The organism is Janthinobacterium sp. ROICE36 (genome assembly GCF_002869965.1).
In the GTDB taxonomy this organism is placed as follows: Bacteria; Pseudomonadota; Gammaproteobacteria; order Burkholderiales; family Burkholderiaceae_D; genus Janthinobacterium.
The window spans coordinates 12456-38167 of sequence record NZ_PEBS01000054.1; the positions used below are offsets into that span (position 1 = coordinate 12456).

Annotated in this window: 22 protein-coding genes and 2 pseudogenes; 8 read left to right on the forward strand and 16 right to left on the reverse strand. The window is 63.4% G+C overall.

Annotated elements, in window-relative coordinates:
- Nucleotides 1–101: 101 nt before the first annotated feature.
- The gene (locus CSZ94_RS19915) at nt 102–1676 is read right to left on the reverse strand and encodes an oleate hydratase (RefSeq protein WP_102123116.1); all 1575 of its coding nucleotides are present in this window, start codon (nt 1674–1676) and stop codon (nt 102–104) included.
- Nucleotides 1677–1960: 284 nt separating this feature from the next.
- Between CSZ94_RS19915 and CSZ94_RS29315 the strand changes: the two are divergent.
- Nucleotides 1961–2038 (forward strand): annotated as a pseudogene (locus CSZ94_RS29315) (VOC family protein); the annotation flags it as partial.
- A 13-nt stretch (nt 2039–2051) separates the two neighbouring features.
- Here the strand turns inward: CSZ94_RS29315 and CSZ94_RS19925 are convergent.
- A complete protein-coding gene (locus CSZ94_RS19925; protein WP_102123118.1) occupies nt 2052–2636 on the reverse strand; it encodes a DinB family protein in 585 nt (194 codons plus the stop codon).
- A 164-nt stretch (nt 2637–2800) separates the two neighbouring features.
- Here CSZ94_RS19925 and CSZ94_RS19930 point away from each other — a divergent pair, with 164 nt between their 5' ends.
- A complete protein-coding gene (locus CSZ94_RS19930; RefSeq protein WP_102123119.1) occupies nt 2801–3793 on the forward strand; it encodes an HDOD domain-containing protein in 993 nt (330 codons plus the stop codon).
- A 26-nt stretch (nt 3794–3819) separates the two neighbouring features.
- On the opposite strand, the gene CSZ94_RS19935 is transcribed toward CSZ94_RS19930, so the two are convergent.
- From CSZ94_RS19935 to CSZ94_RS19970, 8 genes are all read right to left on the reverse strand, one after another.
- Nucleotides 3820–4521, reverse strand: coding sequence for an ABC transporter ATP-binding protein (locus CSZ94_RS19935; RefSeq protein WP_102123120.1), 702 nt, complete (start codon nt 4519–4521; stop codon nt 3820–3822).
- A 4-nt stretch (nt 4522–4525) separates the two neighbouring features.
- The gene (locus CSZ94_RS19940; RefSeq protein ID WP_102123121.1) at nt 4526–5239 is read right to left on the reverse strand and encodes an ABC transporter ATP-binding protein; all 714 of its coding nucleotides are present in this window, start codon (nt 5237–5239) and stop codon (nt 4526–4528) included.
- Nucleotides 5232–6215, reverse strand: a complete 984-nt coding sequence (locus CSZ94_RS19945) for a branched-chain amino acid ABC transporter permease (protein WP_102123122.1) — start codon at nt 6213–6215, stop codon at nt 5232–5234. Before CSZ94_RS19945 ends, CSZ94_RS19940 begins: the two co-directional genes overlap by 8 nt.
- The gene (locus tag CSZ94_RS19950) at nt 6212–7084 is read right to left on the reverse strand and encodes a branched-chain amino acid ABC transporter permease (RefSeq protein WP_099402412.1); all 873 of its coding nucleotides are present in this window, start codon (nt 7082–7084) and stop codon (nt 6212–6214) included. The genes CSZ94_RS19945 and CSZ94_RS19950 overlap by 4 nt, the downstream gene beginning before the upstream one ends.
- A gap of 108 nt (nt 7085–7192) precedes the next feature.
- A complete protein-coding gene (locus CSZ94_RS19955) occupies nt 7193–8359 on the reverse strand; it encodes an ABC transporter substrate-binding protein (RefSeq protein WP_102123123.1) in 1167 nt (388 codons plus the stop codon).
- Nucleotides 8360–8419: 60 nt separating this feature from the next.
- A complete protein-coding gene (locus tag CSZ94_RS19960; RefSeq protein ID WP_102123124.1) occupies nt 8420–9958 on the reverse strand; it encodes a class I adenylate-forming enzyme family protein in 1539 nt (512 codons plus the stop codon).
- A gap of 11 nt (nt 9959–9969) precedes the next feature.
- Nucleotides 9970–11124, reverse strand: coding sequence for an acyl-CoA dehydrogenase family protein (locus CSZ94_RS19965; RefSeq protein WP_102123125.1), 1155 nt, complete (start codon nt 11122–11124; stop codon nt 9970–9972).
- Nucleotides 11125–11163: 39 nt separating this feature from the next.
- Entirely contained in the window at nt 11164–11988 is an 825-nt protein-coding gene (locus CSZ94_RS19970) for an IclR family transcriptional regulator (RefSeq protein ID WP_102123126.1), read from the reverse strand.
- A 275-nt stretch (nt 11989–12263) separates the two neighbouring features.
- On the opposite strand from CSZ94_RS19970, the gene CSZ94_RS19975 reads away from it, so the two are divergent.
- Nucleotides 12264–14249: a TonB-dependent receptor plug domain-containing protein gene (locus CSZ94_RS19975; RefSeq protein WP_102123127.1), complete on the forward strand. Its 1986-nt coding sequence runs from the start codon at nt 12264–12266 to the stop codon at nt 14247–14249.
- Between the two features lie 30 nt (nt 14250–14279).
- On the forward strand, nt 14280–14819 hold the full coding sequence (locus tag CSZ94_RS19980) for a molybdopterin-dependent oxidoreductase (RefSeq protein ID WP_102123128.1): 540 nt from the start codon (nt 14280–14282) through the stop codon (nt 14817–14819).
- 86 nt (nt 14820–14905) lie between these two features.
- On the opposite strand, the pseudogene CSZ94_RS29210 reads toward CSZ94_RS19980, so the two are convergent.
- The 3 genes and pseudogenes from CSZ94_RS29210 to CSZ94_RS19995 all read right to left on the reverse strand — a co-directional run.
- A pseudogene (locus CSZ94_RS29210) lies at nt 14906–14950 on the reverse strand (hypothetical protein); the annotation flags it as partial.
- Between the two features lie 192 nt (nt 14951–15142).
- Entirely contained in the window at nt 15143–15997 is an 855-nt protein-coding gene (locus CSZ94_RS19990; protein WP_102123129.1) for an alpha/beta fold hydrolase, read from the reverse strand.
- Between the two features lie 16 nt (nt 15998–16013).
- On the reverse strand, nt 16014–17075 hold the full coding sequence (locus tag CSZ94_RS19995; RefSeq protein ID WP_102123130.1) for a sugar phosphate isomerase/epimerase family protein: 1062 nt from the start codon (nt 17073–17075) through the stop codon (nt 16014–16016).
- A 139-nt stretch (nt 17076–17214) separates the two neighbouring features.
- Here CSZ94_RS19995 and CSZ94_RS20000 point away from each other — a divergent pair, with 139 nt between their 5' ends.
- Nucleotides 17215–17811 (forward strand): TetR/AcrR family transcriptional regulator, encoded by a 597-nt coding sequence (locus CSZ94_RS20000; protein WP_102123131.1) that lies wholly within the window; start codon nt 17215–17217, stop codon nt 17809–17811.
- Nucleotides 17812–17825: 14 nt separating this feature from the next.
- Here CSZ94_RS20000 and CSZ94_RS20005 read toward each other — a convergent pair whose 3' ends face one another.
- Entirely contained in the window at nt 17826–18197 is a 372-nt protein-coding gene (locus CSZ94_RS20005; RefSeq protein ID WP_102123132.1) for a flagellar basal body protein, read from the reverse strand.
- 253 nt (nt 18198–18450) lie between these two features.
- Between CSZ94_RS20005 and CSZ94_RS20010 the strand changes: the two genes are divergently transcribed.
- The 3 genes from CSZ94_RS20010 to CSZ94_RS20020 all read left to right on the forward strand — a co-directional run bounded on the left by CSZ94_RS20010 (nt 18451) and on the right by CSZ94_RS20020 (nt 21659).
- Nucleotides 18451–19932 carry an NYN domain-containing protein gene (locus CSZ94_RS20010; protein WP_102123133.1) on the forward strand — a complete coding sequence of 494 codons (1482 nt, stop codon included), beginning with the start codon at nt 18451–18453 and terminating at the stop codon, nt 19930–19932.
- A 136-nt stretch (nt 19933–20068) separates the two neighbouring features.
- Nucleotides 20069–20686, forward strand: a complete 618-nt coding sequence (trhA, locus tag CSZ94_RS20015) for a PAQR family membrane homeostasis protein TrhA (RefSeq protein ID WP_102123134.1) — start codon at nt 20069–20071, stop codon at nt 20684–20686.
- 91 nt (nt 20687–20777) lie between these two features.
- Nucleotides 20778–21659 carry a LysR family transcriptional regulator gene (locus CSZ94_RS20020; RefSeq protein ID WP_102123135.1) on the forward strand — a complete coding sequence of 294 codons (882 nt, stop codon included), beginning with the start codon at nt 20778–20780 and terminating at the stop codon, nt 21657–21659.
- Between the two features lie 89 nt (nt 21660–21748).
- On the opposite strand, the gene CSZ94_RS20025 is transcribed toward CSZ94_RS20020, so the two are convergent.
- Together CSZ94_RS20025 and CSZ94_RS20030 are read right to left on the reverse strand one after the other, a co-directional pair.
- Entirely contained in the window at nt 21749–24634 is a 2886-nt protein-coding gene (locus CSZ94_RS20025; RefSeq protein ID WP_102123136.1) for a bifunctional diguanylate cyclase/phosphodiesterase, read from the reverse strand.
- Nucleotides 24635–24788: 154 nt separating this feature from the next.
- Complete coding sequence (locus CSZ94_RS20030) at nt 24789–25559, reverse strand: transferase spermidine synthase (RefSeq protein WP_102123137.1); 771 nt, start codon at nt 25557–25559, stop codon at nt 24789–24791.
- Between the last annotated feature and the right edge of the window lie 153 nt (nt 25560–25712).

The window sequence follows — 25712 nt, forward strand, 5'->3', positions numbered from 1 at the left end:
TGCCCGTGCGTGTGAGGGAAGGCGCCATTGCTGCTGGCGCCCTATCCACGATGCACGACCGGCAGCGCGGCCTTTGTTGCGTGCAAGCGTCAGCAACGAGGTTATTTGAACGCCTTGATGACGGCATCGAGCTTGACCTTGAACGACTTGTCGTGCGCGTGGATGGCCGGCACTTCGCGTTGCACGCCGAGCAACTGGTAGACGGCCGTCTGCGCTGCGCGCACCGAATATTCCACGGTGAAGACGACATCGTCGGCGAGCTCCACGAACTGGCTGACGAAGGCCAGGTTGACGGAGTTGGCCGGCACGGGCAGCGGGCGGTCGCTCTTCGCGCGGGGCATGAACATGCTGGTGATGTAGGGCATGCGGCAGGGAATGCAATTGGCCGTGGTCATGATGTCGAGGTCGAAGTTCAGGTGGCCACACAGCTCGCGCAGGATTTCCGCGCCGCTGCATTCGGACATGGGCTTGGCGACGAAGTTGCCGATGCGGTCGGGGTGCAGCGCATAGCCCCAGAATACTTGCACGCCCTCGGGCTGGCCGGCGAAATGGGGCTGGTGCGCCAGCACGACGGACATGAACCAGTTGCTGTCCTTGAAGGTGACGAGGCCGCCCGTGCCCGCGCTGTTGCCCGTGAATTGCTCCATCCTGTCAAAGAAGGCGCTGTCCTTCAAGGTGACCGTGTACGAGGCCCAGTACGATTCGGCGATGCTGCTGTTGAAGGCGGCTGGACGGCCCAGTTCCGGGCGGCCCTCGGCCAGCTTTTCCCACAGGCGCCAGCCCTGGCTGTCGTTTTTCGTGCGCTTGGCCGGCGCGCTGTGCAAGCTGCCATAGCTGGAGGCATCCGTCATCGAGGCATTCTGGAAGAACACCAGGTCCCCGGCGGCAACGGGGATCACGTCGGCCAGGCCGTGTCGCTGGCAGTGCAGGGCGGTGGCAGTCAGGCGGCCTTCGGATTCTTGCACCTCGATATCGGTCACCGTGCAATCCATGATGATGTTCACGCCTTGCTCCTGCAGCCACGCGACCAGCGGGCGCACCAGGGAATCGTACTGGTTGTAGACGGTGCGCTTGACGCCAGCCAGGGTTTCGATGCGCGAAAACTCCATCATGAAACGGTGCAGGTAACGCTTGAATTCGACGGCGCTATGCCAGGGCTGGAAGGCAAACGTGGTGGCCCACATGTACCAGAACTTGGTGTCGAAGAATTCGGGCGAGAGCCAGTCCGTGATGGCGCTGCTGCCCAGCGTGTCTTCGTCGGCTTCCGTCAGTTTCAGCAATTCCAGCCTGTCCTGCATGGAAAAACCCATGCTGCTGACATCGACCTTGAAGCGGTTGCGGTCGACCAGGCGCGCGCGCGAGTGGGGAATGTGCTGTTCGTTGAAGGCGATGGTTTCATCGTAGACGCTTTGGCCCGCATGTTCGAGCGAAGGGATGCTCTTGAACAAGTCCCAGGTGCACTCGTAATTATCGGTGGTCAGCATGCGCCCGCCGCGCAAGGTGTAGCCATCCCCGGCATTGCCGCCGCCATCGAGGCTGCCCCCCGTCACGGGCGATGCTTCGAAGATGGTGATGTTGCTGCCTTGCATGCCGCCGTCGCGTAGCATGAAGGCGGCTGCGGACAGCGAGGCGATGCCGCCGCCGACGAGATAGGCTTTTTTATTCGTATTGCTCATGGTTTTTCCCTGGGTGTGTGCACATCCGCGTGCGCGAAAGGCTGGCAAGCGGCACGGCCGATGCCGTACCCTATTTATCTATTTTATAACGCCAGGGCAGAATGGGCCGCGCAATAGAGCAATTGCTCGGTTTTTTCGGGCGCCGTCGCTTCCGCCCGCCACAGGTCCCGTGCGCCGATATGGAATGGAGTCGGAAAGGGCTGCGCCATTACAATCAGCTGGCGCATTTCGCCGCACACCCGTTTGCATTCATGAAGGAGCAGCATGCTGTCCCATATTTGCCGCGCCCCCATGATCACGCCCATTACGATGGCGCTTACTTCCGCGACCTCGATGGCAACAGGCTGTGCGTCTGCTGCCACGCCGAGGAATCACTCAGCGCTCCCCCCAGACATCGTCTTCCGTCCAGCCCAGCTCCAGGAAATCCTGCGCCCGCTCACCCGCTTCGCCGGCGCAATAGAATTCGTCGAGCTGGGGCGCTTCGATGCGCGTGCCGGACAGCATGGCGTGCACTTGTCCCCGGTGGTGGATCTGGTGCTGGAGCAAATGCGCCAGCATGCGCTGGCGCGTGTCGACTTGCGGCGTCTCGCGCAGTATCGTCACGGGCCGCGCCAGGTCCGCATCGCACAAGCTGCGGCAATGGGCGATCAGGCGCAGGTCCGATGCGCGCTGCGCCGTCTGCAGGGCCGCGCAATCGGTGAATGGTTCGTCCTGTTCAAAAAAGACATGGCAATCGGGATGGGGCGCTACGCCGCGCAGCTCGCGTTCGAGCGCGTCGAGATAAAACCAGTCGCACGTCAGGATGTGGTTCAGGGTGAACTGGATGGTGGGGAAAAAACTGACGCGCGTGGCCTGGAATTCGGCCTGTGTCAGCTGTCCGCAAGCCTTCAGCAGGCGGTGGTTGGCCCAGGCGTTGTTATACGCCTGGCTGGTGATGTAGTGCGCAAGTGGATTGTTCATATTGGATCGCTGGTCGAGCAGGGCAGGGTTCATGTCGTGCCACTTTAGCATGTTGCGGCAGGTGGACAAAGCGCTCACGCCAGCCGCACCAGCGCTGCTGTCATCAAGTAAAATCACGGAGCGAACTTCGCGATAATGATGCATACAGGGCTTGGGATAGCAAAATGGGCTGGATAGGAAAATTACTGAACGGCGGCGACGACAAAAACAAGCCTGCGCCCCTCACGGCAGCGGCGGCGCCCGAGGAAACGCGGCAGCCAGCCAGCATCACCGAAATCGATGCCATGTACTACCGCTGGCTGGCGGCTGCCGGTTCGGCGCAGGCTCCGGAGCAGACCGAACAGCAGATTCTGGACGAATTGGTGCGCCTGGCCCGTGAACCGATCGCTGGCGCTGCGCTGGTGCCGCGCATTCCAGCCATCATTCCGCAGCTGATGCGTACCTTGCAAGATGAAAACATGAGCGCGGCCAAGCTGTCGGCCCAGTTGGCCCAGGATGTGCTGCTGGTCGCCGAGGTCTACCGCGAAGCGAACCGGCCCTGCTACCAGTCGCGCTACAACGCCAGCCCGTCGATCAACAACATGGAAGGCGCCATCATGCTGCTCGGGCAAAACGGCATGCGCATGCTGCTCGCCCGCGTCGCTTTCCGTCCCATCGTCAGCATGCAAAGCGGCGGGCTGACCGTGCGCACGGCGCCGCTGATCTGGCGCCAGTCCGAAAAATGTGCGCTGGCGGCCAGCCTGGTCGCGCCGACGATGCATGCCAACGCCTTCGATGCCTATCTCGCGGGGCTGATGGCCAATGTGGGCCTGGTGGTGGCGTTCCGGCTGATCGACCAGATGCATGCGCCCGATGTTTTTCCGCAATCGGACGCCTTCATTGCGCAAGTGTTTGCGCACGCGCGCATCTTGTCGGTACGGATCGCCGAATTGTGGGAGTTTCCCCAGTCCGTGACCCGCGCGATCGGGCTGGCGGGCGTCGATGCCAACGCCGATGCCGATCCGCAGGCGCAGGCGTTGGCGCTGGGCGAGCGCTTGAGCAAGCTGCGCATGCTGGCCGATAGCGGCCGCTTTCCTGCCGACGATCCCTTCGTGACGGCCGGCCTCGGCAAGAGTGAGCTGCAGGTGTTCGATAAACTGGCCGACGACGACGAGTGAGGCCGGCCGCGTACGGCCGATATCGCTCAGCGCGCGAAATAGAGTTCGTGCAGATGATCGAGATCGACCTCGGAGGCCGTTTGCGACAGCGCCACTTTGCCGCTTTGCATCAGGTATACATGATCGGCCACGCCCACGGCGCGCGCCGTGTTCTGCTCGACGAGGATGATGGTGCGCTTCCCGTCGTTCAGGCGCGCGAGGATCTCGAACAGTTCGTTGACCACCAGCGGCGCCAGGCCCAGCGACGGCTCGTCGATAATCAATAACGACGGGTCCGACATCAAGCCGCGCGCCATGGCCAGCATCTGCGCCTCGCCGCCCGACAAGGAACCGGCGAATTGCTTGCGGCGCTCCTGCAGGCGCGGGAACATGGCGTAGGCTTCGGCCAGGCGCGCCGGCATATGGCTGCGGTGCTCTTTCGGGAAGGCGCCCATGATCAGGTTTTCTTCCACGCTCATGTCGCGAAACGTCATGCGGCCTTCGGGGATCATGGTGACCCTCGCGTCGCTCATCTTCCAGGTGGGGGTGCCGTTGATGGACAAGCCGTCGAGCGCGATGCTGCCCGCGCCCACGGGAAGTAAACCCATGATGGCGCGCAGCAGCGTCGTCTTGCCGGCCCCGTTCGGGCCGATGATGGTGGTCAGCTTGCCCTTCTGGATCGAGAGCGACACATCCCACAGCACATTGATGGCACCATAGCCGGCGCGCAGATTACGTATTTCAAGCATGGTTTCAAGCATGGGCGGCTCCCGTATAGCTTTCGATGACGGCCGGATCGCGGAAGACGGCGTCGGGCGTGCCGTCGGCGATCAGCTGGCCAAAATTGAGCACGGCCACGCGCTGGCACAGATTGCTGATGGTTTCGATGTCGTGCTCGATCATGACGATGCCCACGCCAAAGGCGGCATGCAAGTCCTTCAGCATGCCCATGAAGCGGCGCTTGCCGTTCGTTTCCAGACCGGCCAGCACTTCATCGAGCAGCAGCAGCTTCGGATTGGTGGCCAGCGCCTTGGCCACTTCCAGCGCTTTCAGTTCCGTCAGCGCCAGTTCGCTGGCCGCGTCGCGCCCGGCCTTGTCCGTCAGGCTGGTGAAATCGAGGATTTCATCGATCTTGCGCATGTCCACCTTGCCGGTGCCGAAGCGTTGCGCCACGACGAGGTTTTCGCGCACCGTCAATTCATGCATGGGCTGTGGAATCTGGAAGGTGCGTCCCAATCCCAGGCGGGCGCGCTGGTACATGGGCGTGGTCATGATGTCGCGTCCTTCGAAGCGGATGCTGCCACTGGTGGGACGCACCAGGCCGGAAATCGCATTGAACAGCGTGGTCTTGCCGGCGCCGTTCGCGCCCACCAGGCCGATCACGTCGTGGCTGCCGACGTTCAGGGTGACGGAATCAACTGCCGTCAGGCCGCCGAAGCGCACGGACACATTATCGAGTTCAAGCATGTGCTTTCTCCTTCGCTTTATCCTTGCTCAGCGCTTTTTTCAGCCATTTTTGCAGCAGCGGCAGCAAGCCGTTCGGGCTGAAGACGATCATCGCCACCAGCAGCACGCCCAGCACCAGTTGGTGGCCAGTGGGGATCAGTGACTTGAAAATGAGCTGGTCGACCAGGTAGACCACCACGGCGCCCAGCACGGGGCCGAGTATCGTGCGGTAGCCGCCGAAGATGGCCGCCACGATCGGTAACGTCACCCACAGGCTGTTGAAGGCGTAATCGGGTTCCAGGAAGTTGATGTAATGGGCGTTGAAGGCGCCGAACAGGCCCGCCATGAAGGCGGACACCAGCAGCATCGCGCCTTTCAGCAAGGTGCTGTTGACGCCGACGACGCGCGTGGCGTCTTCGCTGTCGTGCATGGCGCGCAGAGCGATGCCGTAGTGGCTGGCGCGGATGCGGCTGTAGGCAAAGGCGCATGCCACCACCAGTGTCAGCACCACCAGGTAGGCGCCCGTCTTGCTGGCCAAATCGAAGCCGAAGACGCTGGGCAAGCTCGGAATATTGTTGACGCCACCGGCGCCGCCCGTGACGCTACTCCATTCCGTGGCCAGGATGCGGAAGATGTGGGCATAGGCGAGGATGGCCAGCGCAAAATACGGACCGCGCAGGCGCAGCACGGGCAGCATGATGACGGCGGCGACGGACGCGCCGACGCCACCCAGCAGCATGGCGGCAAACACGGGCAAGCCCAGTTTCACGGTGGTCAGCGCGGAGACATACGCGCCCACGCCAAAGAAGGCGGCATGGCCGAAGCTGACCATGCCCCCCAGATTGCCGAGCAGGGCCCAGGACATGGCCACGCCGCCGATGATCAGGGCCGCCACCACCATGCTCATCACATACTGGTTGCCGCCCAGGGCCAGCGGCACGGCGATATACGCGGTCAGCAGCAAAGCGGCCGTTGAAATCAGTGTTGAGCGCTTCATCCGCGCCTCCGTTGTGCGCCGAACAGGCCGTTCGGCATGATGAACAGCACCAGCAGGAACAGCACCATGCCGGACAATTCCTGCAGCGCGGAGCTGGCCAGGGTGACGGTCAACGCTTCGGCCACACCCAGCAGCACGGCGGCCAGCAGCACGCCGGGGATCGAGCCGATGCCGGCGAGGACCGTGATGATGAAGGCTTTCACCGTCAGCGCGCCGCCGTAGGCAGGCTGGATCACGCCATAGCTGAACAGGGCGACACCGGCGAAGGCAGCCAGGATGCCGGCGACTAAAAAGGAGACCAGTTCCGTGCGGCCCGGGTCGATGCCCATCAGCTTGGCCGCATCGCGGTTGCTGGAGACGGCGCGCACGGCGCGGCCATACCAGCTGGTGGCCAGCCAGCGCCACAGGGCCGCCATCAGTACCAGGCTGACGCCAAAGAAAATCACTTCGCTGCGCATGCTGAAGAAGGGGCCGATTTCAAAACCTTCCTGCAGCCAGCTCGATGAGGTCGAGCGGATGTCGGCCTTCCACACCAGCAGGATGAAATTGGTGAGAATGACGCCGATGCCGTAGGTGAGGATCAGCGAATTGATTTCGCGGTCCTTCTTGATGCGGCTGACGATCAGGTACACGCCGACGGACGTCAGGCTGACGATCACCAGCGCGATGGGAATGGCGAACATGGGACCGAGTCCAAGTCCCGATTCCACGCTGTAGGCGATGTAAGCGGCCAGCAGTACCAGTTCGCCGTGCGCCAGGTTGATCACTTTCATGGTGCCGAAGACCAGCGCCAGTCCCAGGGCGATCAGGGCGTAGGAGCCGCCCTGCAGCAAGCCTGAATACAGGGCTTGCAAGATTAATTCTGTCATGTCGTCATCCCGTCAGGCATCCCTGACGCAGCGCGAAGGATGCGTCAGGGATACCGTTCATCGGTGCACGCCCGGCGGGCGTGCGCGTGTGCAGGGGGCGGCTGCCGTTTACCAGGGCAGGGCTGGATAGGCCAGCTTGCCCGTGGCGTGTTCCTTCGGCCAGACGATCACCACTTTCTTGTCCTGGTGCTGCGCCATGCGGTGCACGAAGTTCTGGTTGTCGCCATTGGCGGCGAACTGCACCCGGCCGATCAGGGTTTCGCGGTCCGTCTTGCGCATTTCCTCGGCCACGCCGCCTTTCTTGAGCGTGCCCTTGTCGGCCGCGCGCGCGATGGCTTCGAACAGCAGCATCGATTGCACATAGCCGAACTGGCCCAGGTAGTCCGGTTCTTTCTTGTACAGCAGCTTGTAGGCGTCGCTGAAGGCCTTGCCGTCGGCTGTCTTGAATTCCGTGGGGAAGGGCAGCAGGGCCGTGCCGAACACGTTCGGCATCAGGTCGGGGAAGTCGGCCGCCATTTTCGGCGTGGCCAGCGACCACACGCCCACCATGGCCTTGATTTTTGGTTTGAGCACGCGGGCGGCGCGGATGATGCCCACGTAGTCGTTTTCGTAGCCGACCATGGCCACCACTTCGGATTTATCCTGCAGCTTGATCTTGTTGATGATGGGCTTGAAGTCGGTAATGGCCGGGTCGAACGAGTGCGTCGTCACTTTCACGCCCTTGGCCGTCAGGGCTTTTTCCACGTCTTTCGCCAGGCCGGTGGTGGCATCCTTGGTCGAATACACGATAGAGACGGACTTGGCGCCCACGTCCTGCAACAGTCCCAGCATGGCTTTTTCGTAGCCGGCCGTGTTATTGATGCGGAAAAAATTCTTGCGTCCGCTCGCTACCAGGCTGTCGTCCACGCCGCCAGAAGTGATGTAGACCAGGCCCAGTTTGTTCGCCGTGTCCGAGGCGGGCGAGATATTGTTCGAGCCGTAGCCGCCCGTGATGGCCACCACGCCCTGGCTGGCCAGCTTTTCCACGGCGGCAATGGCCTTGGCGGGCGCCGATTCGTCGTCGACGGTGACGATCTTGACGGTGTGCTTGCCGTTGGTCTTGTTGAATACCTCGGCTGCCACCATGATGCCTTCCTGCATGCCGGCGCCGACCCTGGCCAGGTTGCCTGTCAGCGGGATTTCCGCGCCGACCAGGAATTCGTCGGCGCTGGCCTGCGCCATCAAGGCGCTGGCAACCAGCGCTGCCATGGCGATGCGTGTGTAGGTGCGTTTCATCGTGTCTCCTCCGGTGATGTGGCTTGGTTTTATTCTCGGGTCTGGTACAACATGGTCAACTTATTGGGCATTCTGCGCCATTTGCCGCAGCTGCCCCTTTAATATCTTGCCCGTGGCGGCCGCCGGCAGCGTTTCCATGACGATGATGGCGGACGGGCACTTGTACGGTGACAGGGTCTGCGCCAGCCAGGCCTGCAATTGTGCCACGCTGGCGGGCTGGCGCGGGTCCAGCTCTACATAGGCGATGACGTCTTCGTTGCCATCTTCCAGGGTGCGCCCCACAACAGCCGACTGCACCACGGAAGCATGGGCGTTGAGCGCCGTTTCCACTTCCAGCGGATACACATTGAAGCCGGAGCGGATGATCAGCTCCTTGGTGCGCCCGACGATGAACAGCGCGCCGTCGGTTTCCTGGCGCGCCATGTCGCCCGTGTTGAGCCAGCCGCCGTCGCGCATGGTCGCCGCCGTCATGGCCGGTTCGCGGTAATAGCCGGCCATGACGTTCGGCCCGCGTATCCATAATTCCCCCGGCTCGCCCGACGCCACATCGAGGCCGCCCACGTCCACCACGCGCACTTCGACGCCCGGTATCGGCGTGCCGACCGAATCGTCGCCGCGCGGCGCTTCCAGGCGGGTCTGGCTGATGGTGGGCGCGCTTTCCGTCATGCCGTAGCCGTTGTGCAGCGCGGTGCCCAGCAGCTTTTCCACGTCGCGCTTGAGCGATGGCGCCAGCGGCGAGCCGCCAGCATACGCAAAGCGCAGCCGCGTGGGCAGCGGCGTGTCCGGGCCGCCCAGGGTTTGCAGCAGCTTGGCGTACATGGCGGGCACGCCCTGGACGATGGTCAGTCCGTCGTCTTTCAGCGCGGCCAGCAGACCATCGATGGAAAAGCGCGGCACCAGGTACAGGGCGGCGCCCGCATACAGGGTGCCCAGGGCCACCGAGGCCAGGCCATACACGTGCGAAATCGGCAGCACGCCATAGGCGCGGTCGCTGCGCGTCAAACCCCGCAAGGTGCTGGAGACGGCGGCGATGAACAGCAGGTTGCGGTGCGTCAGCATCACGCCCTTCGATTGTCCCGTGGTACCCGTCGTGTAGATCAGCGCGGCCACCTGTTCGTTGCCGGGCACGCAGGCTTCCGCGACGCTGGCCTCGTTCAAGCCGCCCGCCAGCAGATCTCCCATGCCATCGACCTGGCATGGCGTTGCGCCGCGCCGCGCCGCATGCGCAGCCGCCTCCGGCGAGGCACCGGCCAGGAACAGCAGCCGCCGCGCGCGGGAATGCTCGGCGATGGTGTCGATCTCGCGCGCCGACAGGCGCGCATTGACATTGACGATCCACGCATCGATGCTGGCCGCCGCGAAGATCAGCGCCACCTGCAGCGCGCCATTCTCGCCCACCACCATCAAGCGGTCGCCGGGGCGCACCTGCAAGTCGCGCAGCAGTTGCGCGGCGCTTTCCACACTCTGCTGCAGCTGCGCGTAGGTCCAGTGCCGCCCGCCTTCATGCAGCGCGGGCGCGTCGGGTGCGCGCGCCGCCCAGTAGCCAGGGATGGCCGACAGGCGCGCCGGCAAGCCGGCCAGCAGGGCGGGAATGTCCATCGCGGTGTGCCTCACTTTTGCGCTGCCTTGATCATGTTGCGGGCGATGACGATCTGCTGGATCTGCGTCGTGCCCTCGTAGATGCGGAACAGGCGCACGTCGCGGTAAAAGCGTTCGGCCGCGTATTCGCTGATGTAGCCGGCGCCGCCGTGGATCTGCACGGAGCGGTCGGCCACGCGACCGCACATTTCGGAGGCGAACAGCTTGCAGCACGACGCTTCCGTCGAAATGTCTTCTTTGTTGTCGCGCCGGCGCGCGCAATCGAGCACCATGCTGCGCGCCGCGTAAATCTCGGCCTTGCTGTCGGCCAGCATGGCCTGGATCAGCTGGAATTCCGCGATCGGCTGGCCGAACTGCTGGCGCTCCATGGCATACGCCAGGGCATCGCCCAGCATGCGTTCGGCCGCGCCCACGCAGACGGCGGCGATGTGCAGCCGCCCCTTGTCGAGCACCTTCATGGCCGTCTTGAAACCCACGCCTTCCTTGCCGCCGATGATGTTCGCGGCCGGCACACGGCAGTTTTCGAAGATCACGTCGCAGGTATGCGCGCCTTGCTGGCCCATCTTTTTATCGATTTTTCCCAGCGAGAGGCCCGGCGTATCCTTTTCCACGATGAAGGCGGAAATGGCCGAGGCGCCCCGCTTGACGGGGTCCGTGCGCGCCATGACGGTAAAGATGCCCGCTTCGGGCGCGTTGGTGATATAGCGCTTGCTGCCGTTGAGGATATAGAAGTCGCCGTCGCGCACGGCGCTCGTGCGCAGCGATGCCGCATCGGACCCGGAACCGGCTTCCGTCAGGGCGAACGAGCCGATGATCTCGCCGGCTGCCAGTTTCGGCAGGTAGTGCTGTTTCTGCGCTTGCGTGCCGTCGATGACGATGCCTTGCGAGCCTATGCCGTTGTTGGTGCCGATCAGCGAGCGGAAGGCGGGCGAAGTGCGGGCGATTTCAAACGCGACCCTGACTTCCTCTTCCATGCTCAGTTCCAGGCCGCCATAGGCTTCCGGGATGGACAGGCCGAACAGGCCCAGTTCGCGCATCTGCGCCACGATGGCGGGTGGTATCGTATCCGTTTCGGCCACCAGCGCCTCATTCGGTACCAGTACTTCGCGCACGAAACGGGCGATGCTGTCGAGCAGGATGTTCAGGGTTTCTTCGTCGCGTATCATCGGGGTCCTCGGAGGCGATGTTGATAGGGGGCGCGCAGTCTAGCCGCGGCCCAGGTTTTTTTCCACTGTCTTAACCAGGGCGACCAGGCGCGGTCCCAGGTCGGATTCGAGTTTTTCGCGCGAGAGCAGAAAGGCGGGGCCGCCGCAATTGAAGGCCATCACCTGTTCTCCATCGGCACCCAGCATGGGCACCCCCACCGCATGCACGTCGTTCTGCCACTCGCCGGCGGAGATGCAAAAGCCGCGGTCCTGGTAATCCTTGAAGCCTTGCTCGATGCCTGCCTTGATGCGCGGCCAGCGTTCCGTCTTGTGCACGCGCGCATGGTCCATCAGGTAGTCGCGTTCGGCCTGCGGCAGGATGCACAGCAGGGCCTTGCCCATGGCCGTCGTCATCAAGGGAATGCGCGAGCCGACGTCGAGGCGCAGGGTGACGTTGGCGCTGCTGCGGCAGGTTTCCACGTAGACCATGCTGAGACGGTCGCGCGTGCCCAGCGACACGGAGGCCTGCGCATGTTCGGCCAGTTCTTCCATCAGCGGGCGCGCCATCTTGCGCACATCGAGGTTCGACAGCATGCGGTAGCCAAGGGCCAGTACGCCGGCGCCCAGCTGATACTTGCCCAGGCTGTCCGAGTAATTCAGGTAGCCCAGTTTGGTGAGGGTGTAGGTGAGGCGCGAAATCGTGGGTTTCGGTATGCCCGTGCGCTTGGCCATGTCCGCGTTCGAGAGGAACACTTCGCCGGGGCGGAAGCACCGGAGCACTTCCAGGCCGCGCGCCAGTGCGTTGACGAACTGGCGATCCTTGCCTTCCTCGTCATCGCTGAAAACGATGAGTTCCGGATCGGCTGCAGCCTGAATATTTGTCATATTTACATTCATTTTCTGACTCCCTGAAAATCAGTTTGCCTAGCCGAATCTCGCATGTCAACCGTTTTATGAAACATTCGTTCGCACAGCGAAATGCTGCGCTGCATGAAAAAAGCCTGAAATTTGACCTGCGCAGGTGTTTCCGGCCTTGTCGCTTGAGCATCGCTATATGCGCCTGTATATTGCGCTGTTGGGTGACGGCCGCTGCAGGCGTGGCCGTCTTTTGAGTATCGCTATATAAGACGATATATAACGACAGTGGAAAGAACAAGACGATGTTGAAACAGGTAATGGCAGGCGCCGTGATGCTGGCGCTGGCGCAGCAGGCCTCTGGCAAGGAGGACGCGGATGCGGCGGCGCCGTTCGTGCTGGGCACGGTGACGGTGATCGGCCAGCGCGACCAGTTGGGGCAGGTGGCGCAGTTGGATGGGCAGCGAGTGGCTTCGCAAGTGAGCCGCGCCGAAATGCGCCGCTTTAACCGCGACAACGTGGGCGACGCCCTCAATCTGCTATCGGGCGTGTCGCTGTCGACCAATTCGCGCAACGAAAAAACCGTCGCCATCCGCGGTTTCGATGCGCGCCAGGTGCCGCTGTATATCGATGGTATCCCCGTCTACGTGCCGTATGACGGCTATGTCGATTTCAACCGCTTCACGACGGCCGACCTGGCCGCCATCCAGGTGGCCAAGGGCTACAGCTCCGTGGCGTATGGCGCCAATACCCTGGGCGGCGCCATCAATCTGATCTCGCGCAAACCCGCAGCGCGCCTTGAGGGAGATACCTCCATCGGTTTCGGCTCGGGCAGCGAGCGCCAGGTAGCGGCCAACGTGGGCACCAACCAGGGCCTGTGGTATCTGCAGGCGGGCGTGTCGTATATCGACAGCGACGGTTTCCCCCTGTCGTCCGACTTCCGCCCGACAGCCACGGAAGACGGCGGCACGCGCAACAATGCCTACCGCAAGGACCATAAACTGTCGTTCAAGGTGGGTTATACGCCCGTGGGTGGTGATGAATATGCGCTCAGCTACTACAAGCAGCATGGCGAAAAGGGCCAGCCGCCATCGATTAATCCCGTCGGCGCGCGCTACTGGCAATGGCCGTACTGGGACAAGGAAAGCGTGTATTTCGTCTCGCAGACGCGCCTGGGCGAGGCCGAGCGGCTGAAACTGCGGCTGTACCACGATAGCTATGACAATGAAATCACCTCGTTCACCAATGGCAGCTACGCGACCCTGAAGATCAGCGGCCAGGGCAGCGTCAGCGGCGGGCGCAGCATCTATAACGACCGCACGAACGGCGGCGCGGTGGAGCTTGAATCGTTCCGCCTGGCCGCTCACAGCCTGCGCTTCGTCGCCAGCGTCAAGGCCGACGAGCACCAGGAACTGGACGCCAAGGGCGTGCGCAATACCTGGTACAAGGATGCCCTGTGGACCCTGGGTGCGGAAGACAGCATCGCCCTCAACGCGGCGACGGAACTGTCGCTGGGCGTGTCGCGCAATGCACTGCGCCCGGACACCGTCTACAGCGCCGGCAATGCGTATACCTTGCCGGATAATCAATCGGCCACCGACCTGCAGGCTGGCCTGTTCCGCAAGGTCGGCGCCGAGGCGCGCGTGTACGCCAGCGTGGCGCGCAAGTCGCGCCTGCCGACCCTGAAGGATCGCTACTCGCAGCGCCTTGGCACATATATCGAAAACCCGGCCTTGCGCGCGGAAGAGGCGATGAACTATGAGCTGGGGTATCAAGGCGATGCGCAAGGCCTGGCGCTGGAAGCGGCGCTGTTCTACAGCGATGTGAAGGACAAGATCCAGAGCGTGGCGAACGTCTCGGGCGTGCGCGCGCAGATGCGCAACGCGGGCCGGGCGCACATCAGCGGCGTGGAACTGGGCTTGCGCGGTCGCGCAGGCGCCTGGCTGGACTTCGGCGGCAATTACACCTACACGCAGATGAAGAACGTCAGCGACCGCGCCATCCGCCTGACGGACGTGCCGCGCCACAAGCTGACGGCGCACGCCGTGCTGCATGCGGCGCGCCAGGTCGACGTGGTGGCCATCGCGGAATCGAACAGCGGGCGCTGGGTCTCGAACATTTTGGAACTTGGTGGTTTTACGACGCTGAACCTGAAGGCCGTGTACCGCCCCTTGCCGGCATTGAGCCTGGAAGCGGGCGTGGCGAACCTGGGTGACCGCAATTACGCGCTGGCCGAGGGTTTTCCCAGCGCGGGCCGGACCTGGCTGGCCAATGCACAGGTCCAGTTCTGATTTTTTGACTGTTTCATGAAAGGACATAGCATGTTCAAGAAAATATTTGCTGCTTGTACCGTGGCGGCGTTGCTGGCGGCGGCACCGGCCGCGTGGTCGGCACCCGCTGCCGCGCGCGACAACATGAGCCACGCCCTCGCCGTGACGGGCATGGTGGAAACGCCTTTGATACTGACAGTGGCCGATTTGCGCCAGCTGCCGTCCGCAAATGGCGGGGAAATTGCCGTCACGCGTCATGACGGCGACAAGGCCGAGACCATCGCCAGCTACAAGGGTGTGCGCCTGCGCGACATTCTCGACAAGGCGGTGCTCGATGCGCCGGGCCATAACGACGTCAAGAAACTCGCCATCATCGCCACGGCGACCGATGGCTATGCAGTGGTATTTTCCTGGGGCGAGCTGTATAACGCGCCGGCCGGCGAGGGCGTGATCGTCTACTACGAAAAAAATGGCAAGGCGCTCGACGACAACGATGGTGAAATCGCCCTCATCTCGGCAAAAGACATTCGCACGGGTCCGCGCCACGTGAAATGGCTGAATGGCATCGAGGTGCGCAAGCTGGTGAACTGATAGGCGCCAGCGATGAAGCATCCCGCCACGCAGCGCGCCGCCACGCCGTCATCGCACAAACGCCGCACATACGCCGTGCCTTCGTCATGCAGCGGATCGAATTCGCACACCAGCACGGTCGCCGGCGGCAAGTCTTTGAGCGACGCGGCCCGCAGGGGCGCCGCGTAGGGCTGCGCGCGTCAGTGAATGGCCCTCCGCACCAGCCGGCATGTAGGCGCGCACGGTCAGCGCATGTTCGCCCGGCAGCACGTAATCCTTGATCGAGGCGGGCGGCGGTGCATGGTTTGCCTGTGCCAGGAAAGCCGCTACTTGCGGGTCCAGGCTCATGCCGGCGCTCCCTCCAGGAAGGGCAGCAGGTGGGCGATGAACGCTTCCGGCTGTTCTTCCATGATGAAGTGCCCGCATTCGGCGACGATGGCGCCTTGCAAAATGTCGGCCTTGCCCTGCATGGTCAGCAGGGGTGCGTCATTCGTCGCGTGGTCGGCGCCGATGGCCAGCACGGGCATCGCCAGGCTGTGTTTTGCCCGCTCCAGGTTTTGCCGGATGGTTTCGGGAATGGCTCGGTAGTAAGCGAAGCCCGCGCGCAGGGCGCCTGGCGTGGAATACGCTTCCGCATACACGTCGACGGCCACCTTGTCGCGGCGGTACGACCAGCGGTCGAAAATGAAGCGGATGTACTCGCGCTCCTTGCCCGCCGTGAGCATTTCCGGCAAATCGAGCACCTGGTTGAACATGAAGTGCCACAGGAAGATGTTGTCGGAAGGCGCCACGAAGATGGGCGGCGCCGGTGCCAGGCCAGGAATGACGGCTTCCGTCAGCGCCAGTTTCGTCACGGCCTGCGGGAAATCGCTGGCCAGCGCATAGCCCACCCACATGCCGATGTCGTGACCCACCACATCGTACTGCGCGTGGCCCAGGGCCAGCATGGCGCGGTGCAGGGCGGCGGCGATGGCGCCCGTATCGTAGCCATCGGCCGGGCGGCTGGAGTGGCCGCTGCCCGGCGGGTCGATGGCGATGGCCTGGTAGCCATTGGCCGCCAGGGCTGCCATCACGTGGCGCCAGGCATACCAGGTCTGTGGCCAGCCGGGAATCAGCAGCACGGGTTTGCCTTCGCCGGCAATCACGCAATGCAGGCGCTGGCCGTCGATGCGGACGTAGTCGTGTGTGAAATCGTTCATAGGTTTGTTTCCTTGATTAGTTATGCTGGATGCCCAGCAATTGATGGATATGTTGCGCGCTGACGGGGGCGCCGGCGAAGTCGTCGAAGATCTTGCTGGTCACGGGAATGATGTGGGCATCGATGAAAGCCACGCCTTCGCGCGCACCCACCTCCGGGTCCTTCAGGCAGCATTCCCATTCCAGCGTGGCCCAGCCTGCGTAGTCGTTTTGCGCCATCTTCGAAAAGATCGCCTTGAAATCGACCTGGCCATCGCCCAGCGAACGGAAACGCCCGGCGCGGTTTTCCCACGACTGGTAGCCGCCGTAGATGCCTTGCCGTCCGGTCGGATTGAATTCCGCATCCTTCACATGGAACATGCGGATGTGGTCCTTGTAGATATCGATGAATTCCAGGTAGTTCAGCTGCTGCAGCACGAAGTGGCTGGGATCGAACAGCATCTTGCAGCGCGGATGGCGGCCCACGCGTTCATAAAACATCTCGAAGCTGATGCCGTCATGCAGGTCTTCGCTGGGGTGGATTTCGTAGCACAGGTTGACTCCCTGTTCCTCGCACACGTCGAGGATGGGTAGCCAGCGGCGCGCCAGTTCGTCGAAGGCCGTTTCGATCAGGCCGGGCGGGCGCTGCGGGAACGGGAACAGATATGGCCAGGCGAACGAGCCGGAAAACGTGCCCATTTCCGTCAGGCCCAGGCGCTTCGAGGCCATGGCCGCCAACTTGACCTGCTCGATGGCCCATGCCGTGCGTGCTGCCGGCTGGCCATGCAGGTGTTCCGGCGCGAAGCTGTCGCACAGCGCGTCGTAGGCCGGATGCACGGCTACCAGCTGGCCGAAGATGTGCGTCGTCAGTTCGCTGATGACCAGGCCATGGCCCGCCAGCATGACGACCAGCTCGTCGCAATATTGCTGGCTGCGCGCGGCTTGCGCCACGTCGAACAGGCGCGCATCCCAGGCGGGAATCTGCAAAGCCTTGAAGCCCATGCCGGCCGCCCACTCGGCGATGGCAGGCAGGGTGTTGAAGGGCGCCGTATCGGCGACGAATTGTGCCAGGTGCAGGCTGGGTCCTTGGATGGTTTTCATATCGGCTCCTATTATTTGTCAATCGACAAAGAATAGGTGAAATTTTTTGCGCGGTCAAGGCGTAACTGCAAAATAAATCGCAAATACAGTGGCATGCCAGGCGTTATACTGGCCGCCAGTTTGCAAGCAGAGGATCAACATGGCAGGAAGACCGAGGGAATTTGACCGCGCGCTGGCGCTGGCAAAAGCGCGCGACGCATTCTGGACGCGCGGCTACGAGGGTGTGTCGATGGCCGACCTGGTGGCAGCGCTGGGCATCGCCTCAGCGCGCATTTATGCGGCGTTCGGCTCGAAGGAACAGCTGTTCCGCGAAGCCGTGGAGCTGTACGAGTCGGGCGAGGGCGCATTTGCCGTGCATGCGCTGGCGGCCAGCCTGAATGTGCGCGACGCGGTGGCGCGCATGCTGGAAGAAGCCGTGCTGCTGTACACGCGCAGCGGCCAGCCGCAAGGCTGCATGGTGGTGACGGCCGCCACGAATACGAGTGCGGAAAACGCCGGCATCGCCGACTGGCTGGCGCAGCACCGCCGCGCGCGCACACAAGCCGTCATCGAGCGCTTGCACGCGGCGCAGCTGGCGGGAGAGTTAACAGGGGACGCGGACGTGCAGGCGCTGGGTGATTATTATGCGGCGCTGCTGCATGGCCTGTCGGTGCAGGCGCGTGACGGCATTCCGGCTGAACGGCTGCTGGCGCTGATCCAGCCTGCCATGGCGCCGCTGGCGCTGGCTATGATGTAGATAGTCTCAGGCCTTCAAGTCTGGACATCGATCAGGCTGCCCAAGGCCTGGTCGGCCGCCTTGACGACATTCGCCGACAGGTTGAAACCGGCCTTGTAGACCAGGTTATCCGTCAGTTCGGACGCCAGGCCCACGCCGTTCGGCCGGCTTTGCGCCGCCTTGGCCGCATTCGCATTGGCGCCGCTGACGCTTTCGCTGGCAGCCAGCTTGCGCCCTTCGACGGAGAGCGTGACGCCTGTGCCGGCGGGGCTGGCTTCCTGGAAGTTGGCCGATTGCGGCTGGAAGCCCGGCGTGGTCGCATTCGCGATATTGTTGGCGGCCACATCCAGCGCGCGCTGGTTGGCGGTCAGTCCCGTGGTAGCGGTAGTGAGGGCGGATATGGACATGGCGACTCCTTCAGAATGTGCCTATGTTACACCTGTCAGCGGGGAAAATCACGCTGTGCGTGCGCTGGCCTCTTGCCAGCTATATGCGCTCGATGAACGCCTCGTTTGGCCGGTCGCGAATGCCGCCGGCGGCGCACAATAGGCTGCCGCGCACGATAGTTGTCGCCGAAACGGGGGATGGGCGAATATACTAGGGGAAAAGGGAGGCGTTGCGCTTCCCGTCCGCCCTTATCATCAGCGAGAATTCATCCTTATGGCGTCATCCCCAGAAAACCTCAGCATGGCCGTGTTTTGCGACTTCGAGAACGTCGCGCTTGGCGTGCGAGATGCAAATTACGAAAAATTCGATATCAAGCCCATTCTCGAACGCTTGTTGCTCAAGGGCAGCATCGTTGTCAAGAAGGCATATTGCGATTGGGACCGTTATAAAAGTTTCAAGGGCACCATGCATGAGGCGAACTTCGAGCTGATCGAAATTCCCCACGTGCGCCAGTCCGGCAAGAATTCGGCCGACATCCGCCTGGTGGTCGATGCCCTGGACCTGTGCTACACCAAGGCCCACGTGAACACCTTTGTCATCATCAGCGGCGATTCCGATTTTTCGCCGCTGGTGTCGAAGCTGCGCGAAAACGCCAAGCAGGTGATTGGCGTGGGCGTCAAACAGTCGACTTCCGACCTGCTGGTGGCGAACTGCGACGAATTCATTTTCTACGACGACCTGGTGCGCGAGAGCCGCCGCACGGCCGCCAAGCGCGACGCGCGCGAAAGCCCGGCTGCGGCCGCCAAGCGTTCGCCCGATGAAGAACTGCGCCGCAAGGAAAAATACGAGTCGCGCAAGACGGAAGCGATCGAAATGGCCGTCGAAACCTTCGACGCGCTGGTTTCCGAACGGGGCGACAGCGGCAAGATCTGGGCCTCGATGCTGAAAGAAGCGATCAAGCGCCGCAAGCCGGACTTCAGCGAATCGTATTACGGTTTCCGCACCTTCGGCAACCTGCTGGAAGAGGCGCAGACGCGCGGCTTGCTGGAATTTGGCCGCGACGAGAAATCGGGCGCCTATGTTTATCGCAGCAGCACCCTGGTGGCCATGCCGGCTGCCGTGAACGCGGATGCAGCCAGCGAGACAATCGCCAGTGGCGAGACCGGCGCGACGGCGGAAGAGGGCAACAGCCGCGAAGGCGGCAGTCGCCGCGATTCGCGCCGCAATGGTCGTGGCGGCCGCAAGCAGAACGAGCAACGCCGCAGTGAAGCGCCACCGGCCTTCGTGCCAGTGGCTGAGTCCGAATCTGCCGTCGCCGTCACCGAGCAGTATGCGCCGGTGCCGCAGCCCGAGGTCGTGCACGAGCTGGCAGAAGAGGGCAACGCCAAGCGCGGTTCGCGCCGCAATGGCCGTGGCGGCCGCAAGAATGGCGATGGCGCCCGTGAAGCGCGCGCCGAAGCCGTCGAGGTGGTGCCAGCTGCGCCTGAGCCAGTGCCCGAGCCAGTCGCCGAGGTGCTCGCGGAAACCGTCGCCGAAGCGAAGCCCAAGGCCAAGGCCAAGCCGCGCACGCCGGCCCGCAAGGCGTCAGCATCGAAAAAGCCGGTCAAGAAAGTGGTTGACGCCGTGCTGGAAGTGGCGCCTGTCGTTGCAGCGGCACAGGTGGAAGTGGCTGTCGTGGCGGAAGACACGCCGGCCAAGGCGCCACGCAAGACCCCGGCGCGCCGTCCCGCGCGCAAGAAGGCGGAAGCGGCTTGATAGGTTGAGCAGCAATAAGCGGGGCGGCAATCGCATGCGCCCCGGCTTTTGCAGGCCCTGCCTTGCGCAAACCGCGCACCCCGATCTCCCCAAGCGTGTACGATGAGCCTGTTTTTAACGTAGCGGGCGGTCAAGCATGTACCACGGTGAACGGTTCAACAGCATTTCCCATACGGTGGGCGCAGCACTGGCGGCCATCGGCGGCGTCATCCTGATCGTCGCGGCGGCCCGCACGGGCGACCCCTGGAAAATCGTCAGCTGCAGCGTGTATGCGGCCATGCTGCTGACCCTGTACCTCACTTCCACCCTGTACCACAGCGTGCGCGGCAAGGCCAAGGCCGTGCTGCAGCGGCTCGACCATTGCGCCATCTATCTGCTCATCGCGGGAACCTACACGCCCTTCATGCTGGTGACCCTGCGCGGGCCGTGGGGCTGGTCGCTGTTCGGCGTCGTCTGGGGCCTGGCCTTGCTTGGCATCGTGCAGGAATATGTGTACGCGAAAGGCGCGCGCATCCTGTCGCTCGTGATTTACGTGGCCATGGGCTGGCTGGTCGTCATCGGCATCAAACCGCTGCTGGCGGCGCTCGAGTGGAACGGCTTCCTCTGGCTGGTGGCAGGCGGGCTGTGCTATACGGGCGGCATCGCCTTTTACGCCACCGACCACAAGCTGCGCCATGGCCACGGCATCTGGCACCTGTTCGTGCTGGCCGGCAGTAGCTGCCATTTTATCGCCATTTTGTTCTACGTTGCCTGATGTAATGTGCTGCCATCACTGTTGCCGCGATTCCACTATAATGGCTTGATATGTGAAAATAGAGCAACAATGCAGCAATAATAAGGCAACAATGGATATCAATTCGGACGACCTGAAAATCTTCGTCACCGTCATCGACAGTGGCACCCTGAGCGCGGCCGCCGTGCACCTGGGACAAACCACCTCGGGCGTCAGCCGCGCCCTGTCGCGCCTGGAAGACAAGCTGGCCACGTCGCTGCTGACGCGCACCACGCGACGCATGGAGCTGACGGAAGAGGGACAGCTGTTCCTGGAAAAGGCGCGCGCCATCCTCGCCTCGATGGAGGATGTGGAGGAGTCGATCCGTATCCGCCGCCAGAAGCCGGCAGGGCGCTTGTCCGTGGATGCCGCTTCGCCCTTCATGCTGCATTGCGTGGTGCCCCACGTGGCGCAATTTCGCGCCATGTACCCGGACATCCGCCTGGAGCTGACCAGCAACGACCAGATCGCCGACCTGCTCGAACATCGCACCGATATCGCCATCCGCATCGGCGCCCTGGTCGACTCGACCCTGCATGCGCGCCCGCTCAGTGCCAGTCCCCTGCACGTGCTGGCCACGCCCGCCTACCTGGCGCGTCACGGCGTACCAGACACGCCGGAAGACCTGGCCGGCCACGCGCTGCTGGGTTTTGCGCAATATGAACTGGGCAATCAGTGGCCGCTGCGCCACGCTGCCGGCAACAGCCTGCAGATCGTGCCCGCACTGGCCGCCTCCAGCGGCGAGACCCTGCGCCAGCTGGCGCTGCATGACCAGGGCATCGTCTGCCTGTCCGACTTCATGACGCGTGACGACATCGCCGCCGGCCGCCTGGTCAAGGTGCTGCAGCCGTTTTATACAGGCTACCGCCAGCAGATCCACGCCGTGTATTACCGCAATACGCAGCTGGCGCAGCGCATCCGCTGCTTCCTCGAATTCCTGCAGCAGAAGCTGTAGCCATGGAGACCGGCATGCAATGCCCTACTTGCGGCGAATATGGCGATCTGCTGCACGGAGTGTGATTTGCTGTGGGCGTAGCGGCAGGCTCAGGTCAGGGCGCCGGTAGGCTGGATGGCCGCCCGCAGCAGGACTTCCACCTCGTGCGCCGGCAGCGGGTGACTGAAGTAATAGCCTTGCGCTTCGTCGCAGCCGTGCTGGCGCAGGTAGTCCAGCTGTTCCGCCGTTTCCACGCCTTCGGCCACCACGCGCAGCTTCAAATTGTGCGCCAGGGCGATGATGGAGACGACGATGGCGGCATCATCCGCGTCGCGCGCCACGTCGCCCACGAAACTGCGGTCGATCTTCAGCACGTCGATGGGGAAGGTGCGCAGGTAGGCGAAGCTGGAATAGCCGGTGCCGAAGTCGTCGATCGACAGTTGTACCCCGAGTGCCTTCATGTCGTGCAGCTGGCTGACGGCCAGCGCCACGTCGTGCATGAACAGGCTTTCCGTCAGCTCCAGTTCCAGGCAGGCGGGCGGCAGGCCCGTCTCGGCCAGCACTTCGGCTATCGAGGCGACCAGGTTCGGCTCGTTGAACTGGCGCGCCGACAGGTTCACGGCCAGGCGCAGCTGGCCCAGCCCGGCCGCGTGCCAGGCCTGCATCTGCGCGCATGCCTGGCGCATGACCCACGCGCCGATCGGCACGATCAGGCCCGTATCTTCTGCCAGCGCGATGAAGCGCTGCGGCGCTACCATGCCCAGGTCCGGGTGCTGCCAGCGCAGCAGCGCTTCCACGCCGACGATGCGCCCGCTGGCCAGGTCCAGCTGCGGCTGGTAATGCAGCACGAACTGCTCGCGCTCCAGCGCGTTGCGCAGCGCCGTCTCGATGCGCAGGCGCTCCAGCGTGGCCTGGTTCATGGCCGTCGTGTAGAACTTGATGTTGTTGCGGCCCTGTTTCTTGGCGCAGTACATGGCGATGTCTGCCTGTTCGATCAGGTTCTGCGTCTCGCCATGCAAGGTCATGTCGCCTGGGGCGTCGTAGCCCGACATGTCGTAGACGGCCACGCCGATGCTGCAGGTGACGAAGAATTCCTTGCCATCGAGCAATACAGGCTGGGCCACGGCATCCATCAGGCGCTGCACGATGGCGCCGCTGAGCTCTTCGTCGGCCTGTTCGCACAGGATGGCGACGAATTCATCGCCCGACAGGCGCGCCACGGTGTCGCTTTCGCGCAGGCTGGCCTGCAGGCGTGTGGCAATGGTTTTCAACAGCAGGTCGCCGGCCTTGTGGCCCAGGCTGTCGTTGACGAACTTGAAACGATCGAGGTCGATCAACAGCACCCACAGCGCGCGGTTCTTGCGGCGTGACAGGGCCATCGCTTGCCCCAGGCGGTCGCGCAGCAGGCCGCGGTTGGGCAAGCCCGTCAGCACGTCGTGGTGGGCGATGTGCTGGATTTGCTGCTCTGCCAGCTTGCGTTCCGTGATTTCGGACCCCGTGCCCCGGTAGCCGCGAAATTCGCCCAGCTCGTTGAACAGCGGTTCGCCGTTGATGCTGAACCAGCGCAGCTGGCCATCGCGGTCTTTCATCGCATATTCGAGGTTGGAAAAGGGCAGATGTGCTTCCAGGTTCGCGATATGCTGCTTGCCCCAGCGCGAATTGCGCATCTCCTGGTTGTTGGCCCAGCGCGTCATGCCGATGAAGCGTTCCAGCGGCATGTTCGACTTGTCCGTAAAACCGCTGGTGATGTTGGTGAAGCAGAAGTTGGCATCCTGTTCCCAGTACCAGTCCGAGGACAGGGCCAGCAGGCGGCGGAAGCGTTTTTCGCTTTCCTGCAAGGCGCGTTCCGTGCGCTGGCGCGCCCGCACGTCGGCGCTGAGCAGTTCATTACTACGCTTGAGGTCGGCCGTGCGCTGTTCCACCAGCAGCTGCACGCGGCGCGAGCGCTGCGTCAGCGATTGCACGAAGGCGGCCGTCAGCACGCTGAACAGCAAGCCCGTGATCAGGGTGAACAATGAACCCAGGTGGTCGGCCAGGAAGGGGCGCGGATGGGCCACCACGCGCACATGCCAGGGCCGGCCGGCGGAAGAAAAGGCCCGGTGATAATGGCTGTGGTAGGCAAAATGCAGCCAGCGGGGCAGCGAGTCCCAGGCGCCGCCCGCTTCGTCGGCGGGGGGCTGGCCATGCTGGAAGATCAATTGGCGCGGGTCGGCACTGGCGTCGGCGTAGACGCTGAGCTCGAGCTGCGGGTCGCCCAGCAGGTCGGCGCCGGCAAGGATTTTCTGCACCAGTTCGCTGGCGCGGACGATGGCCGCCGTATCGCCGATCAGCGCCGCGCGCCGCTGCTGTATCGTTTGCAGGGGCACGCCGTGGCGGTACACGGGGCGCAGGATGACGAAGCCCTGCTGCGACCCCTGCGCCAGGGCCAGCAGGCCGGTGGCGGTGGTCTGGCCGCTGATGATGGCCTGTTCCAGCGCGCGAGCCAGCAAGCCGTTCGGGCTGACGTTCAGGCCGAAGGCGGGGCGGTTGCCCTGCAAGGGGACGAGGTAGTCCACCACCAGGTAGCTGGCGCGCGTTGTCGCGGGCACGACGACGCCATCGCGCATCTCCGTCATGGCGTAATCGGGCGAGATGCGCCGCAACTCGGCCTCGAAGGCTGCGCGCTGCGCATGCGGCACGACGCGGTGGAAATTGAAGGCCTGGATGAACGGGTGGCGCTGCAGCAGCGGCGTGGTGAAGTCGTGGAACTGTGCGCGCGTGACGGGCACGACGGCAGCAAACAGCTGGTTCGTCGTGGTCAGCACCTCGACCGCGTCGTCGAGACCCTGCTCGATGGCGGCCACGCGCGCGCCGGCGCGCTGCTGCAGGCTCAGGCTCATTTTGTCGTATTCGAGCTGGCTGATGGCGGCGAACAGCACGGCGGTGATGCTGACGCCGCAGCCAAAGGTCAGCGCGGTCGCGGCAGAAATCGACAATGGCAGGCGGCCTCGCAGCATGGTTTTTCCTATTTGACTTCATGGATACTTGGATTCGGCGGCGCCTGCCGGCCCCACGCAGACCGTAGTTTGTCATAAACCACATCCATCATGCTGATTTTGCATCAAATTACTGCCAATAAGCAACAATCTCCCTGACCGGGGAAGACGACTTTCAGTCGCTGCCCGCGCCTGACTGCCGGCGCACACGCCACAACTGCCATGCAGGCAGCAAGCGGTTCAGGAACGCCAGGCCGCACACCTGCCGCCAGCGCACCAGGCGCACGACGCGCAGGGCCCGGCCCGCCCCGAGCTTGTCTGGCTTGGCGGCGAAGACAATGCGGTTGTTGCCGGCGATGCCATCGAAGTGGCACACGGCGCCGCGGAAGGTGAGCAGCAGGCGCGCGAGCATGGCGGGGTAGTGCTCGTCATAACTGAACAGGTTGGCCACCAGCACGCCACCGGGCAGCAGGGTGCGCAGGCAGTCTGCATAGAAGCGCGCGCTGCCCAGTGCGGGCGGCAGGCCCGTTTCATCGTAGCCATCGAGCAGCAGCACGTCGGCGCAGCCCGGATGTTGGCGGATATAGCTGACGGCGTCCGTCTCGATGATGCGCAGGCGCGCGTCGTCGGGCGGCAGCATGAACTGCTCGCGCAGGGCGATCACGTCGGCGCGCAATTCCAGCACCGTGATGCGGGCCTCGGGCAGGTGGCGGTGGCAGAACTTCAGCAGCGAGCCGCCGCCCAGTCCCACCATCAGGATGTGCCGGGGACGCGGCACGAACAGGGTGAAGCACATCATGGCGCGCGCATAGCGCAGCAGCAGATGGTCGGGGCGCGACAGCAGCACTTCGCTCTGGATCATGCCTGGCTGGAATTCCAGGCGGCGCCGGTCGCCGCAGGTATGCACCTGGGGCGCACGCACGGCAGGTAATTTGCTATCCGACATAGGACGATTTCGCTGAGTGGACTGGGCAGGGCGATTGCATGAAGGGTAGGTGCTCGGAGTGACGATAGGGTGAAATATTGCTTGTAAACACGTTGAGAAAGGCGTTTACTCTCGGTATTTGGACGCGTAAATGGCAAACGAACCGATCTCTTT